The organism is Paenibacillus sp. FSL E2-0178, assembly GCF_038593005.1.
Taxonomy (GTDB): Bacteria; Bacillota; Bacilli; order Paenibacillales; family Paenibacillaceae; genus Paenibacillus_AQ; species Paenibacillus_AQ phytohabitans.
In genome coordinates, this window is the sequence record NZ_CP151953.1 from 3,643,815 (window position 1) to 3,659,794 (window position 15,980).

The 15,980-nt window shown below is 50.7% G+C and carries 13 protein-coding genes; 3 read left to right on the plus strand and 10 right to left on the minus strand.

Going from position 1 to position 15,980, the window contains the following annotated elements:
- Positions 1–4 precede the first annotated feature (4 nt).
- From MHI42_RS15910 to MHI42_RS15935, 6 genes are all read right to left on the minus strand, one after another.
- Positions 5–625, minus strand: a complete 621-nt coding sequence (locus MHI42_RS15910; protein WP_042133771.1) for a YIP1 family protein — start codon at positions 623–625, stop codon at positions 5–7.
- Positions 606–2,114 (minus strand): NHL repeat-containing protein, encoded by a 1,509-nt coding sequence (locus MHI42_RS15915; RefSeq protein WP_342424415.1) that lies wholly within the window; start codon positions 2,112–2,114, stop codon positions 606–608. Before MHI42_RS15915 ends, MHI42_RS15910 begins: the two co-directional genes overlap by 20 nt.
- Positions 2,115–2,127: 13 nt before the next feature.
- Positions 2,128–3,027 carry a carbohydrate ABC transporter permease gene (locus tag MHI42_RS15920; RefSeq protein WP_042133769.1) on the minus strand — a complete coding sequence of 300 codons (900 nt, stop codon included), beginning with the start codon at positions 3,025–3,027 and terminating at the stop codon, positions 2,128–2,130.
- A 5-nt stretch (positions 3,028–3,032) separates the two neighbouring features.
- Positions 3,033–3,905 carry a sugar ABC transporter permease gene (locus tag MHI42_RS15925; RefSeq protein WP_081970408.1) on the minus strand — a complete coding sequence of 291 codons (873 nt, stop codon included), beginning with the start codon at positions 3,903–3,905 and terminating at the stop codon, positions 3,033–3,035.
- Between the two features lie 54 nt (positions 3,906–3,959).
- Positions 3,960–6,845 carry an extracellular solute-binding protein gene (locus MHI42_RS15930; RefSeq protein ID WP_342424756.1) on the minus strand — a complete coding sequence of 962 codons (2,886 nt, stop codon included), beginning with the start codon at positions 6,843–6,845 and terminating at the stop codon, positions 3,960–3,962.
- A gap of 138 nt (positions 6,846–6,983) precedes the next feature.
- Positions 6,984–8,345, minus strand: coding sequence for an extracellular solute-binding protein (locus MHI42_RS15935; RefSeq protein WP_171720630.1), 1,362 nt, complete (start codon positions 8,343–8,345; stop codon positions 6,984–6,986).
- 491 nt (positions 8,346–8,836) lie between these two features.
- On the opposite strand from MHI42_RS15935, the gene MHI42_RS15940 reads away from it, so the two are divergent.
- Together MHI42_RS15940 and MHI42_RS15945 are read left to right on the plus strand one after the other, a co-directional pair.
- The gene (locus MHI42_RS15940) at positions 8,837–9,841 is read left to right on the plus strand and encodes a LacI family DNA-binding transcriptional regulator (RefSeq protein ID WP_342424416.1); all 1,005 of its coding nucleotides are present in this window, start codon (positions 8,837–8,839) and stop codon (positions 9,839–9,841) included.
- 347 nt (positions 9,842–10,188) lie between these two features.
- Positions 10,189–10,692: a hypothetical protein gene (locus MHI42_RS15945; RefSeq protein WP_342424417.1), complete on the plus strand. Its 504-nt coding sequence runs from the start codon at positions 10,189–10,191 to the stop codon at positions 10,690–10,692.
- 96 nt (positions 10,693–10,788) lie between these two features.
- On the opposite strand, the gene MHI42_RS15950 is transcribed toward MHI42_RS15945, so the two are convergent.
- Positions 10,789–11,727 carry an alpha/beta hydrolase gene (locus MHI42_RS15950; RefSeq protein ID WP_342424418.1) on the minus strand — a complete coding sequence of 313 codons (939 nt, stop codon included), beginning with the start codon at positions 11,725–11,727 and terminating at the stop codon, positions 10,789–10,791.
- A 213-nt stretch (positions 11,728–11,940) separates the two neighbouring features.
- On the opposite strand from MHI42_RS15950, the gene MHI42_RS15955 reads away from it, so the two are divergent.
- Positions 11,941–12,945 (plus strand): hypothetical protein, encoded by a 1,005-nt coding sequence (locus MHI42_RS15955; RefSeq protein ID WP_342424419.1) that lies wholly within the window; start codon positions 11,941–11,943, stop codon positions 12,943–12,945.
- On the opposite strand, the gene MHI42_RS15960 is transcribed toward MHI42_RS15955, so the two are convergent.
- The 3 genes from MHI42_RS15960 to MHI42_RS15970 form a co-directional block, all read right to left on the minus strand.
- Positions 12,926–14,293 (minus strand): HAMP domain-containing sensor histidine kinase, encoded by a 1,368-nt coding sequence (locus tag MHI42_RS15960; protein ID WP_342424420.1) that lies wholly within the window; start codon positions 14,291–14,293, stop codon positions 12,926–12,928. The two genes, MHI42_RS15955 and MHI42_RS15960, sit on opposite strands and share 20 nt — an antisense overlap.
- Complete coding sequence (locus MHI42_RS15965; protein ID WP_171720634.1) at positions 14,290–14,964, minus strand: response regulator transcription factor; 675 nt, start codon at positions 14,962–14,964, stop codon at positions 14,290–14,292. The genes MHI42_RS15960 and MHI42_RS15965 overlap by 4 nt, the downstream gene beginning before the upstream one ends.
- Before the next feature lie 101 nt (positions 14,965–15,065).
- Entirely contained in the window at positions 15,066–15,941 is an 876-nt protein-coding gene (locus MHI42_RS15970) for a radical SAM/SPASM domain-containing protein (protein WP_342424421.1), read from the minus strand.
- Positions 15,942–15,980 lie beyond the last annotated feature (39 nt).

Here is a 15,980-nt window from a genome sequence, read left to right on the forward strand (position 1 = left end):
TCCTTTACGTACGGAAAATTAATTCCCGGTAAATGTTAACGAAGAATTCTATAATCTGCTGAAGCATGCTTAATACGAGCGTCCCCAGAAACACGACAATTCCCATGACAATAACCGTGAGCAGCATCGTGACTATGGTTTTTAGCACGGTATATTGATGAACGGTCATAATACCGACGAATAATAACGCGACGAACCATATGGAGGATATCGTCATCATCAGATAATAGAAGGCTGTTTCTTCCTCCGCCATAAACCGGCTGGCCAGGATCATCGGCACATAAATGATTACAATCGGAACTAGCGCATAGGCTGTAGCCATCATAATTTCTTTGAATTTGCCTTCCCCGTCCATGAGTGTGGTGATCGCCCAGTTGGAGAGGCACCACAGGAAGAAGGGAAAGATAATCGTGAACAATTGCGTGATGCTGTTCAGATGCCGGGGGTCGTTATAATTCACCAGGAAACCCGCAAACTGATCCTTCAGGATCATCGAAATCACGACCAGCAGCAGAATCGTCAACGCGACCCGGACCTTCCCTTTGCCTTCGTACTTCATATCCCAAAAGCTGTCAAACGGATGCACAATGAGGTGCAGCGGGAATTTAATGAAATCCTGCCTCATGGGCGTTCCCCTCCTTAAGGTTTGGCGAAGCCTGCCTGGACGCGGTTAACCGCCGCTTCCTTCTCCAGAAGCTGAAGAGCTTATAAGACAGCCAAGCCAGCACCAGGATCATTACCGCTGTCAGAAAGGTTCCGAAATGCTCCTGCATGACTTCCCTCCGGTACCGTTTGAAGGCTACCGAATACCCGTCACGGTCCATTCCGAGCTTGAAATATTTAAGCGCCTCTTTGTTTTTTTTGTCCATCAGCAGGGATTTGCCAATGCCGATATACGCGATATCGTAGTTGGAGTTCAGCTTCAGCACTTCCCTCCATACCGGCACAGCGAGCGTATCTTCACCATTGTAGTGATACCCCACCGCTTCATTGACGCTTGTGCCGAACCGGGTCGGCTTGAAGATGACAATGTTGCCTTTTCCACGGTCCAGTACGAGCTGATTCCCCTGAGAGAACTCTACCGCTACCGGTATTTTGAAGGTCCCAGTCTGGTTGCCCTTCCCTCCGTAGACATAGAGAAGATCGCCTTCGTCGTTATACGTGAACACCTTGCCCTGATTGGCATCAAGCGCACTGTACATCCCGTTTGCCAGCACTTTAATGTCCGTGAACTTGGAGGGTCCAACTGCCGTGCGGTATCTGATGTCCCCCTTAATATCGAAATATCCGAACCGCTTCAGGACATCCTCCCCGGAGGGATTCAGCCGTTTGACCGGCTCCTTGGAGCCTGGATCTATATTGGTGGCATAGAGGAAACCCTTGGCATCCACATCGATATTGGAGAATTCTGTTGGCACGAACAGAGCCATCTGGGCTTTCTGCGCTTTGGTCGAGACCAGCCGCCACAAATATTCGGCATAATCACGCTGCACTTTGTTCGTGCCGACGTAGCCGATAAACTCGCCATTCTTATCAAACTGCATGATCCCTTCGAAGATCCCTTTAGCGATGACATAGACACGTTCAGCCTGATCTACAGTCACTTTCACGGGAATAAACTTGAAGTCTGCCGGCAAAATATCAGACGCCGGCTTCTCCACCATGCCGAGCAGCTCCCCTTCCGGGGACAGGATCACCACACGCCCGTTATCCGTATCGGCAACATACAAATTGCCGTCTTCCGTAATGTACAATCCGGATGGATTCTTGAATGTATCCTCCGCGCCCTGATTATCGAAGCTATTAATGACCTTAACGACCTTCCAGTCCGGGTCCAGGCAAATAATCCGCCCGTTTCCGCTGTCGGCTATATAGATCAGTCCGCTTGCCGCCACGACCATGTCGGCGGGTTCCCGGAAATCGCCTACCCCGAGATCCTTGCCGGACAGGGTCCGGTCAGGGATATACGCCGCAGGAGCGGGCACCGCTTCTTCCCAATAGTTATAGTTGTAGCTCTCATAAGGCGCAGAATCTGCATGCGCCGGCGCGGGAGCTGCATACACAATCAGCAGGGATGCCGCCATAAGTGACAGCAGCCATTTTTTTGCGATCAACTGCGTTCCCCCCTTAATCCTTCATTCCCGAAGTTGCCATGGTCTCTATAATCCGGCTCTGCGAGAACACAAACAGCGTGATCGGCACGCTCATCAGAATGAGGGCCACCGCTGCCGCCGGACCGGAACGGGCAATCCCTCCTGCAACCACCTGGCCCGCTGCAAAGTGCAGTGATTTCAGCTGCTCGCTGTAGATGAACCCGTTGCCGTCGCTGCCCCAGAGAATCTGGAATAACAGAATGATGAGTGTCAGCCAGGCTGGCTTAACATTCGGCATCACGATCGACCAGAAAATACGGTATTCGCTGGCCCCGTCAATCTTAGCCGCTTCCAGCAGCACATCGGGAATCTGCTCCATAAATTGCTTCATCAGATAGAGGCCAAGCGAATAAGCGAAGGCCGGTATAATAACCGCCCAGTACGTATCAATGAGGCCCAGCCAGGACATGATCATATAGTTTGGCATAGCCGTCACCGCCGGTGTGAACATCAGCGAGAGGACAACGATGCTGAACAGTGCTTTTTTGCCCGGAAAATGATGTTTGGCCAGAGGGTACGCTGCCGCCGAAGCCAGCAGGACATGCCCGATAATCCCTGCACCGGTAATGAACACCGTGTTGAAAATATACCGGGAAAACGGCACCCATGAATTCCCCAGCAGGTTGAACAGATCGATAAAGTTGTTCATCGTCGGGTGCCGGACAAACAGCGTCGGCGGGAAGATGAAGATTTCGTCCAGCGGCTTGAACGCATTATTAATCGCATACACCAGCGGCAAAATCATAAACGCCCCGAATACAGTAAGCAGGGCAAATAAAGAGAAGGTGCCCCAGGCAGAGCGGTTCACCCGCTTCTTGGGCATCCGCAAAGGCCGGTTTAACCGTTTGGAACCTATTTGAAAGGGGGTATTCATGTCTTCTATTCACCCACCTTTCTAAGAAGCTTCTGCACCACCAGGTTGGTGCCTACCATGATGAAGAACAATACAGTAGCAATCGCTGAAGCATAGCCCATCTCGAACCTTGTGGTGCCGAAGTCGATCAGATGCGTCACGATGGTCTCCGCTGCATAGTTCACGCTCGGGAACCCGGCCAGGGCAATCGAAACATCAGCTACGGCGAACGCGGTCGTAATCTGGATGACAGCACCGAACATCAGCTGCGGGCGCATGGAAGGCAAGGTGATATACCAGAGCTCCTGCCAGCGGTTCTTGATTCCGTCCACGGCTCCCGCTTCGTATAAGGTTCCATCCACGGTCTGCAGTCCGGCAATGAAGGTCAGGAAGCCCGTTCCCAGACTAAGCCATAACTGGACCAGGATAATGATCGGCATAATATAGCCTTCTGTCTTCAGCCACTGGATCGGTTCCAGGATGAAGCCGAACTTCAGCAGCAGCCCGTTCATGATCCCGTACCGGTCCCCGGAGAAGATCATCAGCCAGATGAAGTACACGTTCCCCGAGATGGACGGGGCATAGAACACTAGCGTCATTACCGCTCTCAGCTTCGGAGACAGCTCATTGATGATCCAGGCAAACACGAAACAGGCGATATAGCTTATCGGACCTGTAATTACTGCGAACAGCAGTGTGTTCTTCAGGGCAATCAGGAATACATCATCCTCCAAAAAAAGACGCGTGTAGTTCTGCCACCCAATGAACTTCGGAAATTCCAGCATATTGAAGTATGTGAAGCTAAGCACAACCGAGACCAATACCGGCAGCACCGTAAATACGGCGAACAACAGCATATACGGCGCCATCAGAATGTACGAATGCTTATTCGCTCTCATCTGCTGCCATTTCAGGCTCCACCAAGTTTGCACGCTTGACTCTCCCCCTTACCGCTATAGACCAAACTCTTTGCGTTTGGTGGTGATTTCGTCCTGAATATACTGGACATAATCCATGATGGATTCCCTGGCTTCCACACCGCCGACTACTGTTTTGTAAAAAGCATTAAACAAATGTCTGCCCGTGAAATATCCGCCCGGAACCTCAGGAACCCCTTCTGCCCATTCGAACTGGGCTTTCAGATTCTCGTAATCGGCGATCGGCCAAGGCAAGCTGTCCAGCGCTTTGATATTCGCTGTCGGATAACGTGCGGCAGCGCCCATCAAGCCTTCCATCTCACGCCCGAACACCGTCTGGGTCTGTTCACTCGTCCACCACTTCATGAATTCCCAGGAAGCATCCTTGTCCTTCGCTTTATCCAGCATTACGACTGCACTGCCGCCACTGGAGACTGTCCGGTCCAGCGTACCGTCTTCCTTCACAGTTCCGGGGATCGGCACGAAACCCCACATGCCCCTGATCTCCGGTGCAAATACAGAAAGCTGGTTGTATAACGTATAATCCGCGATGCCGATCGGCATCTCACCTGTGCGGAAGCGGTTGGCGAAGTCATATTCGCGTTCCAGCTTGTAATCGGTATAGAATTCGCTCCATTGCTTGAAGGTCTCGATTCCGGTACGCGAATCCAGATCTGACGCTTTGCCGCCATCGCGGTAGAATTGCCCGCCATTCTGGAACAGCAGCGCGGCAAACATCGAGTTCGGCGGGATGTTCTGTCCCTGCACTGCCGATTGGACCACTACAGGCAGGCCAAACTGCATATGATTCTTGCTGAGCACCGCGAGCAGTGTGGATACCTCATCCCAGGTCTGCGGAACCTCAAGCTCCAGCTCCTCCAGAATGTCCTTGCGGTAGAAGAGCATATTGAAGGTCTGGGTCTCAGGCAGGGCATAGACCCCGCTGTCATACCGGTAAGGCAGCACCGCACTCTCGCGGAAACGTGTGCTCACTTCCCCGAAATCCGCAAACTGCGTCAGATCTGCCGCCGCATTGCGCATTGCAAAGTTAACCGGCAGATCATTGCCGATCTGCATTGCCACATCCGGCCCTTGTCCGGCCAGGGTCGCCGGAAGCAGCGTGGTCATGTTGACCAGCTTCAGATTGACATTAATCCCGGTGGCTGCGGTGAACGTCTCATCGATCATCGCCTTCATCGTATTGGCCTGATCCCGTCCGCTGCCGATCCATACGGTAACCGATTTCTGCTCATCCTCATCCGACACATTGCCGATCTGGTTGTAGTCGGTGAAGAAAGAAGTGAAGAAGGCCGCCGTCTCATGCTTCAGCTTCGCGCCGAAGCCCATCCCTTTCTTCGAGAGCTTCTGATCAGGTGAAGCTATGTAGAGTGCGTCCACTTCAAGCGGCTGCTCTCTTGCCGTCTGGACCCAGGTGCCGAGTCCGCCGGTATTCGTCTTGTAGGCGGTAAGTCTTTTGGGGACCGTATCCGGGTCCTCAATCATCTCGTCCAGCTGCTCGGCCATCGTCTTGAGCAGCGCTTCCTGATCACTGGATTGTCCGGATAAACGGACCAGTTCCTTCGCAATCCCCTTCAGGCGGTCGCGCTCCACAGCGAATACCTCCAGGAGGCCCGGAATCTTCCGGTCCAGCTGGTAATCCCGGTACTCATCCGGCTTTGTACCCGTAATCATCAGGATCTTGCGGTACATGGAGTTGAGATTGTACAGGCTGTTCTCTACCTCGCGGATGAGCGGGGCGAACTCGCCCAGGCTTACCTCCAGCCGTATGGTATGTTTGCCTTTACCGAGCTTATATAGATAGGGCTCATTGCCGCCCATAATGTCCAGCCGATAAGAGCTTTTATACCGGAAAGGAACCTTGGCCATTTCCGCAAACGGGACGGTACCATCAATGGTCAGCTTCCGGGTTGAATAGATTCCCCGCACATAATTCTGCTGCGTCTTGAAGGCCAGCTTATAGAATCCGGTCTCAGGCACATCCACTTCCCATTCAATCCACTGACCCGGTATCCGCCAGTTCAGCCCGCCAATCGTGTTAATTTTGATTACAGAAGAACTGTACGGAGTCACTGCCGGGCTCGAACGCTCATTCAGCGGGTACAACGTCGGGGAGGATTTCGCCGTTGCGTCTTCTGCCTGAACGGTCAGGAGCTGGCTGCTTACGGCCTGCATGCCTTCGGAGTCCCACGCTTTCTTCGCTTCTTCGTACGGCAGCGGCGCACTCTGCCTGAACAGCTTCAGCTGCTTAATCAGTACAGGTTCTCTTGAAGATTCCAGCGTTAGCGTATGTGTGCCGGCGCTGAAATAAAATAAAAACGGCTCATTCTCATAACCGTCGGAGTCCTGAAACGCCTTCTCGCTCCAGACCGGCCGCTCCACCTGCCTTGGCCGCAGGTCGTTGCCCTGGTTGTCCTGGACCAGCTGATCCGACTGATTATCCCAAATCCGGTCAAACTGCAGGAACGCCGCCTCCTTGAAAGGAAGCTTCCCGTCAATATAGAAGGCGCGCTCAATAGCCGAACTTTTCCCTTCGACGGGATAGTACAGCATCGACAGGTTATAGAAGCCGGCCTCCTTAATTTGAACAGTCCACTCGGCCTTGCCGGTTTCACCGGTTAACAGCGCTTCACCGGCCATACCTTCGTAATCGGACCACTTCTCGAAGCCGCCGCCTTCTACATGACTATAGTCAGCCGCCTCCAGAATAATTTCCTGATCAGGTCTGGGAGCATCCTTATGTTCAGCCAGATAGGCAACGTATTTATTCCCGGTATTCGCCGCAATCCCGGAGGTAACGCCGGGAACCTGCTCTTCTGCAGAGACAGCCTTCTTCGTGCCAGTCTCCGCCTGTACATTCAAGCCTGCCGGAAGCATGATCAGCAATGCTACAGCAGCAAGCATTATATTCTTGGCTATTTTGGATTGACGCTTTTTATCTGTCACCAGAAGTCCTCCTTACAAGCGGAAATCTTATATCCATACAATAGGGGGAGTCACCAAGACATCCCCCCGTTGTTATGACGATCCGGAACCCTCCTATTACTTGCCTAGCTTAGCAATGGAAGCTTCTGCTTCCGGCTTATACTTCTCGGCAGTTGCAGTAACCGATTGATTGTCTACAATGATGTCCTTCATATAACCGGAGGTCGGATATTCCGGGTAAGCGGTTTCAAGCAGAATCTGGCCTGTGTTATTGATATGCTCATGCATCATAGCGACATCTTCTTCATGTGCGTAGATACTTTCCAGCCATTCCTGGCTAGGGAAATCACCAGTTTGTGTAATATCATAGGTATCTTCAAAAGCCTGATAGACCGCCTGCGGATCTTTCACACCTTTGGGAACGAAGAATGCATTCTTGCCGTTATCGGCATAGGTAACTTCAGGCGATCCGGAAGGTCCGTTCGGGAAAGGAACCACACCGAAATCGAAGGTCAAATCGCCCAGGTTCCAGATCGGAGCCGGGAACATCGCTACATCGCCATCCTTGAAGGTATTGAATTCGTCATAGCCGACTTTGTCTGCGCCTTTGACTTTGACTACATTCTCTACGTTGTACAGACGGTTAATGAATTCAGCCGCCTCAATAACCTTCGGATCAGTCAGACCCTGAGTGCTTGTTGCTTCATCCACCAGCTTGCCGCCGTTGGCAGCGGAGAAGTTACGCAGCATATCGATCGCCCAGCCTGAGAAGCCGTAAGTATCGATTTTGCCGTCATTATCTGTGTCCTTGGTTGCCTGCTTGGCAACTTCAACGAACTTCTCCCAATTCCATTGTCCGCTGGCATACAGCTCCTGAAGGTCAGGAAGCCCCAGCTTCTTAAACAAGTCACGATTGTAGTGAATACCGGCTCCACCCACACCGGGTTCAGCAAAGGCGTAGTCCTCATTAGCAATTTTTGGCGCCTTCACCAGCAGATTAGCTTCGTTGTTGATATTGGAAGCCGCTGTTGTATATTCGCTTACTTTCATCAGCTGTCCCTTGAGGATTGCCGGCCAGGCCGAGTTGTACTCCATAATTACGATATCGGCAAAGGGTTCGCCGGTAAGAGCGGTAGCTGTGAATTTAGGCATGAATTCTTCGAAGGGAACGTTTACAAATTCGAACTTGCAGTTGTACTTCTGCTCCACTTCAGTAATCTTGGCCAGACGTTCCTTCTCGGATGCGGAATTGCCCGCAGGCTTCAGATCCCACCAGGCCGCTACCTTAATTACACGTCCGCCCATATCAACAGGTGCTGCCGTCGGTTCCGCTGTTGCTTCTGCCACTGCCTCTGTAGCAGCAGGCTCTGCCGTCGCATTGGCCTTGGTATTATTGGCTGCATTGTTGCCGCCGCTGCAGGCTGTAAGTAAAAAAACAAAACACAATAATAAAACTGAATACCCCTTTATCTTTCTCATCCGTCAAACCTCCCATGATAATTGATAAATGATGAATAAGTCAGTGCTGCCACATCTCGGATAAAGCGCTTACAATGCTGGTTAAAAAAATAACAAAAGCCCATTTATCTTTGTTTGTTTTTCACACCGCCCCTGTTTGTTATTGTTATTTTGTTTTTCTTAGCATAACAAATATTACCACCGAGCAGGAAGATGGTCAATAATATTTTATTAAAAATCCTTATTTTAACATAAAAAAGGCTTGTTTACGGGGGAAAATCGCTTATCTCTTGTTGAAGGCGTATAACAGTGTTATCTTTAGAATAACAAAATAACATTATATAAAAACAAAAAGATAATATAAAACTATAATCATAATAACAGACAGATTCATAGGCAAAACCATTTTCAGAAAACTAAAAAAACAAGTGTTAGTCTACTCTTCTTCATGTAAAATTGGAATGTAGTTCTTCTGAAGAGACTAAATAAACTGACTAAAGTAGGATGATTTCATGCGGCGTAAAGTAACGATCCAATCCATAGCAGATTTTACGGGGCTATCTAAATTTGCAGTGTCACGGGCATTATCCGGCAAACCCGGTGTCAGCTCACAGACCAGAGATATGATTTTCAAAGCCGCAGGGCAGCTCGGATACTTTAAAGACTCAACCACTGCGCAGCCTCCGGGTAAGCTTATCGATCTGGATGCCCGCAAATGGTCGGGAACCATTCTGATCTTATTTCCCAACATCCGCTATCAGAATCCGGACTCCTTATATTGGGGCCCGCTGTTCAACGGCATCTCTACCCGGCTGGATCAGCGGGGCATTAATGTGCTAACGCTGACAGAGCCCAAAGATGATTCAATGTTCTCGCTCCTCAATCCCGAGGCCATCATGGGGGTCATTACAGTCGGCTCCATTTCCACACCTATTCTGGCAGAGATCAGGAGTCTCGGCATTCCGGTCATGATGGTGGATCACTACGATCCCAGCTTTCCGTGCGATTCTATTTTTACCGATAATCTGTCCTGCATGAGAGAACTGATGAACCTCGTCATCAAAAAGGGCTACCGCAACTACCAGTTCCTCGGCAACATCCGTGATGCCCAGAGCTTCTATGAACGGTTCCTGGTCTTCCGGGCCGCACTTGAGGATAACGAGATCGAACTTAAGCAGAACCCTTCCCTTAACGGGCCGGAGATAGATAATTTCCGGGAAACCTTCACTGCGGCTGTTACCGAACACGGCCTGCCCGAGGTTTTTGTATGCGCTAATGATATTTACGCTTTGTTCGCCCTGGAGACGATGGAGATTATGGGTATGCCCGTTCCTGACAATCTAGTGTTTACCGGTTTCGATAATACGCACCCCAACCTGCCGTTCCTGGCAACCGTTAATGTTAACAAGCAGCTGCTCGGTACAAGAGCTGTAGATCATATGCTGTGGAGAATCCTGAATCCGGGCACTAGCTATGAGAAAATCCTAATTCAGGCTGATCTTATTGTCAGGGACTGATGTAGGTAAGCCGGGCGTATGTTGCCGAACATAATTATACTACGGGTGAATCAAGAGGGAGCTTAGCGGATGCGCATGGAGCGAGCCATTCTACCACCGGAACTTCGGCGGGTCCTCATGACTCATCCAGCTGTGAAGCGGACTGAGATTCCTCTATCCTGCACGATCTGGGGATATTGCGGGGGATTCGGACTGAGATTCCGTTAAGTCTCCTAATCATCCTCATTTTAAGCTCAAAAGAACAACATAACGGAATCTCAGTCCGTTTCAGCCTTATTATGAGGTTTTTTGGAGAAATAAGGGAATCTCAGTCCGCTCAGACCTCCAACTAAAGGTGGTAATGATATATGGCTGCTTCTGAAGATAACAGCTTAGACACCCTGACTTTTGAAATGTTGGTTGATATATCCAAGAAATACACGAATATCTCTAAGCATAAACGGGTATTAGCTCCGGTAGTTACTTCCACTATATCTCTATATGTAAATGGGCTTAGGCTAAATGAAGACGAGGGAGAAGTATTTGTAGTCACTGAGTTCTTCGAATCCCTTACCCGTCAAGGGAGAATCCCGATGTATACCTGCTCTTGTGGTATTTTTGGTTGTGGAGGATTTTATATTGATGTTCTGTATAAGAAAGAAACAGTCATTTGGGGTACAGAACAAGCTACTTTCACCAAGTACATTTTCACAAGGGACAATATCGTATGTGTTGCGGAGGGATTGATTAATAAGCTGGTGGAATTACACCAATTGTTACAGGAGCATGAGCTTCAGACTTTTCATGACATTGAAGCCTATAAAGAGAAGCTTGCCAGGTTTCTTAATCCCGTAAATAATCAACTAAGCTAATTACAATTATCATCACAAAACAGCGGCAATCCAAGACTTGTTACTGTCCCGGGCTGCCGCTGTTTCTGTTTACCAGAATATAGCGCAAAGCTTCTATTATTTAACCTGTTCCATGAACGCCTTATAATCCTGGACGATCTCTTTAGACAGGGTGTGGTGTAGGTAATGCTCCCCTTCAAGCGGGATCAGTTTGCCGTGCACAGAATCCTTCACTTGCCCTTCATGCAGCGTCTGCCAGCCCTCAACATCTGTATTATTAGCCTGTATGAAGAGGAGCAGCGGGAGCTCCTTAGGGAATGCCAAAGCCTGAGCCGCTGTAAAGTTATCATTGAAATGTTTCATTTCATTCATAGTAGTATCGTTGCTGGAGTTTTTATTCGAGATCATTTTCATCTGCTGCTTGATCTGATCATCATATGGCAGTCCGGCATACGGGTCACCGCTCAGCTTCTTGAGCATTCTCATCAGACCTGATTTGTCCAGAAACTTAAACAGTCCGATGGGCATTTCAGCATCCATCCCGCCTTGTGTCGGCACACTGCTGTCGATTCCGACAAAAGCAGTCACTTCGTCTGTGTACTTGTTCACATAATCCAGTCCGTATATGCCGGCAATGGAATGCCCCATCAGCGTGTAACGGTTAATACCCAGCTGCTGCAATGCCTCATGAATTTCACTTGCAATATTATCGTTAGTCCGTTCCTTATCGGTTCCATCACTTAATCCATAGCCGAACGGCTCAACCGCTACTACCGTGTAATGCGGAGACAGCTCATCGATCAGAGGTTTGAAATCCAGTGCCGGAGCGCCCGTGCCATAACCAGGCAGCAGCACCACAGTTTCCTCGCCCGTCCCTTGAATCAGTACATTCATCTTTTTGCCGTCTACAGGCACCAACTGGCCGTAAGACTCAATTTCCCCCTGCTCCGATTTGCTGCTGATAATATTCACTACAAACACAACAGCTAAAAAAAGCACTATGGCGATCATTATGGCCGCAATAGATTTAAGCGTAACCCTAAGCCATTTTTTCATTATACATGCACCTGTCCTCATCGTTTGATTAAGATCCTTACGAACCAATAAGGTAAGCTTACACAATGAAGATGTACTCCCCGTGACGGCAATATGAACTGAATATGAACAGCTGCATACAAGTGGAAACGGCTACGCCGTCCTATAAGGACGGGGTGTTTCAGCGATCAATAGAAGGATAAGTTACCGTGCGAAACATATAAATTCTTATATTTGAACAAAATCACCTTTACGGGTGAATCAAGTGCACTTTTGCTCCTCATTCCGTTTGCCGCTCACTTTCGGCGGATTCAGAGGCACTTCTGCCCCTCATTTCCTCTTGCTGCTCGCTTTCGGCGAATTCAGGGGCACTTCTGCCCCTCATTTCCCATGCCGCTCACTTTCGGCGGATTCAGAGGGATTTATCCCTTTAATTTCCCCGTGCCGCCCACTTTCGGCGGATTCAGAGGGATTTATCCCTTTAATTTCCCCATGCCGCTCACTTTCGGCAGATTCAGAGGGATTTATCCCTTTAATTTCCCCATGTCGCCCACTTTCGGCGGAATCAGAGGGATTTATCCCTTTAATTTCCCCATGTCGCCTACTTTCGGCGAATTTAGAGGGATTTATCCCTTTGATTTCCTCTCACTGCCCACTTTCGGCGGATTTAGAGGGATTTATCCCTTTGATTTCCTCTCACTGCCCACTATCAGTAGATTTAGAGGGATTTATCCCTTTGATTTCCCCATACTGCCCACTTTCGGCGGATTTAGAGGGATTTATCCCTTTGATTTCCTCTCACTGCCCACTTTCGGCGGAATCAGAGGGATTTATCCCTTTAATTTCCCCATGCCGCTCACTTTCGGCGGATTTAGAGGGATTTATCCCTTTAATTTCCCCGTGCCGCCCACTTTCGGCGGATTCAGAGGGATTTATCCCTTTAATTTCCCCGTGCCGCCCACTTTCGGCGGATTCAGAGGGATTTATCCCTTTAATTTACCCATGCCGCTCACTTTCGGCGGAATCAGTGGGATTCCGGTCACAAGCACTAATTCGTCCTCTATAGAAGGTTCCTGCTCCAAATTCCAATGTGACTTATCCACAATATTATGCACATATTATCCACAATCGGCGAGTAGCATTATTTTCCAGTCAATGAAAAAAAGCTGCGGCAACCTGCACAAGCCTAAGCTTGAGCAGGTTGCCGCAGCAGAACAGACTAATCCGCCGGTGCAGTGACCGGCAGGGTGACAATGAAGCTCGCGCCCCGTCCCGGCTCACTCTCCACCCGGATATCGCCTTGATGGAGCAAGACGATTTGCTTAACAATAGCCAGTCCCATACCGCTTCCGTTATACTGGCGGCTGTGGGAACGGTCGGCCTTGAAGAACCGTTCGAAGATCCGCTTCTGGTCCTCAGGTGAGATCCCGATGCCCGTGTCGGATATCCGCACGGTCACGTTCTTATAATCTTGCTTGATACTGACGCTGATCACGCCGCCATCCCTGGAGAATTTGATGCTGTTCCCCAGCAGATTCGTCCACACCTGATTGAATTGATCATGGTCAGCCGTCAGCCGGACGGCCTTCAGATGAAGCTCGAAGCTGATGCTGCGGGCCGACCATTGCGGCTGGAGTGCAACGATTACCCGTCTGATCTGTTCATCCAGGCTGAATGTGGTGAGCTGCAGCTGCCGGGACTGCGATTCCAGCAGACTCAGCTTCAGCAGACTGTCGCTCATCTTGGACATCCGCTCCGCTTCGCTGATGATAATATCCAGATATCGGTTCCGCTCGCCCTCCGGGATATTCATCTGCTTAAGCGCCAGTGCATACCCGGATATGGAGGTCAGCGGTGACTGAACCTCATGCGACACATTGGTGACGAATTCCCTGCGCATCTGCTCCAGCTGCTGCAGATCATGCATCATCTCTTCGAAGCTCCGTGCCAAAGTACCAAGCTCACCCTTCTGCTTAATATTCAGCTTCACATTGAAATCTCCGGCTGCGATCCGCCGGGTCGCGTTGGTCAGCTTTTTGATCGGCCGGACCAGAAACATGGCAGCAACCAGAATTACGAGACTTCCTGCTACCAGCGAATAGATCGAGAAGTTCAGAATCCATGTCAGGACAAAAGAGGTGGAAGGAGGACCGATGGGCTCTACAAACATCGCTTTCGTCCCCGCTTCAGTTGTGAGCGGCAGCCCTAAGAGCGTAGTGGAAATTCCCGTTGGATTAAGCTGAACAATTTTCCCGGACAAGACTTGCTTCACTTGTTCCGTGGTCACGTTAACCGGCTTATTCTCATGCAGCTCACCGAAAGACTGAAACTGGCCCGTCTGTTCATAAATCCGGATATGGTAGGATTCAAGTTGTTGCATTCCATGTACGAACGCATCTGCCTCACTCAGCGGGAAGGCGTCATAGATCCGCACAATATCCTGTCCGAAGCGCAGCAGGGGGAGCTGCAGATTCTCGTTTAATTTATCTCTGAACAGCCATGTAGCCACAAAAAAAGAAATAACCGTCCCCCCGATTACAGAGACCAGGAAAGTCAGGACTACGCGGGTGTATAAGGATTTGATCATTCCGTAACCTCAAGCCGGTAGCCCAGCCCGCGCACAGTCTCTATGCGAAAATCAGGTGTAGCCGCAAACCGTTCCCGCAGCCGCTTGATATGCACATCTACCGTCCGGTCATCCCCGGGATAATCAATTCCCCAGATCTGATCGATCAGCTGCTCACGCGTATAGACTTGTCCGGGTGTCCCGGCAAGCTTGTACAGCAGTTCGAACTCCTTGAGCGGCAGCGACAGCGATTCTGTCCCGCTGATCACCTTGTAAGTCTGCCGGTCAAGGGTAGTGCTGCCGAACCGGATCATCTGCGCGCTGCCAATGCGGTACCGTTTCAGCAGCGCCCTGACGCGGACCGTCAGCTCCAGCGGATCGAACGGCTTGGTCAGGTAATCATCCGTGCCCAGCTCGAACCCCTTCACCTTCTCCCAGGTCTCGCCTCTGGCCGTCAGCATCAGCAGCGGAAGATCAGGATCGGCTTTTCTAAGCTCCTTGCATAACGTCCAGCCGTCCATCACCGGCATCATAATATCGAGCACGACGAGATCAACATGCTCCCTGGCATAGACCTCCAGTGCTTCCTTACCGTCCGCAGCTTCAGCTGTTGTGTATCCATCATTACGCAGAAATAGGCAGACGAGTTCGCGGATGTTCGCATCGTCGTCTGCAACAAGTATAGTAGGCATCCGTTCCCTCTTTTCGCATTGTCCGGCCTGTACTGATATTTCAGATATAAGCTTAACTTCCCCTGCGGCAGCTTCCTGTATTCACCAGCACCGCTATCCCGCTAAGTTCCGAACCGCTGCCGGTACCCGCATTTGCGGCACAGCTCCTCGACAGCTTCCCGCCGGGAGAAGCCATAGAACAGGTTATTCGCCCGCTCGCCCTCGACAATCTCGGAGAAAGGTGTCTCGTGAATATTGCCGAGCTTGATCATGCCTTCGCCATCGAGGCAGCACGGCACAACCGTGCCGTCCACCAGCACCGCCGCCTGGCTGCGCAGCGCATGGCAGAAGCCCTTGCCGTCGTCCTCCGGCTCGTGCAGAGCCGGCCATCTGAACTCGTGGTCCTGGTTCAGATAGACACGCGGGGCAATCTTCACCCCGCTGCCGGGGACAACCTTCTCTTCGATCCGGAAGTCGAGCCCGAAGGCCTCCTCCAGCAGAGCGAGCGTCTCGCGGTTGCGGCTTTTCTCCAGATTCGTCCGGTTGTCCTCCGTCAGGTTCCACAGCCGGAACGAGACAATGACGCCCTGGGCAGAGATCTCCCGGACGAAATGGATAATCTCCGACACATAACCTTCGCGGTTCTCGGAGCCCGCATGGCCGTCGAAGCTGTGCAGCGAGAAGTTCATCTGCCGCAATGCCGGCTTGCCCAGCAGCTTCGGCCCCGCCTTATGGATCAGCGTGCCGTTGGTCGTGATGTTGACCTTGAAGCCTTTGGCATGCGCTGCATCCAGCAGCTCGCCGAGCTTCGGATGGAGCAGCGGCTCGCCTTTGACATGCAGGTAGATATGATTGCTATGCGGTTTAATCTCATCGAGTATGGTATTGAACGTCTCCAGCTTCATGAAATTCTTCTGCCGCTCGGTTGGCGGACAGAAGCTGCAGGCCAGGTTGCAGACGCTTGTAATCTCGATGTATACCTTTTTGAAAGTCTTCAAGTTCCGCTCCCCTTTTCCAGTCGTACATCCTAATTCAGG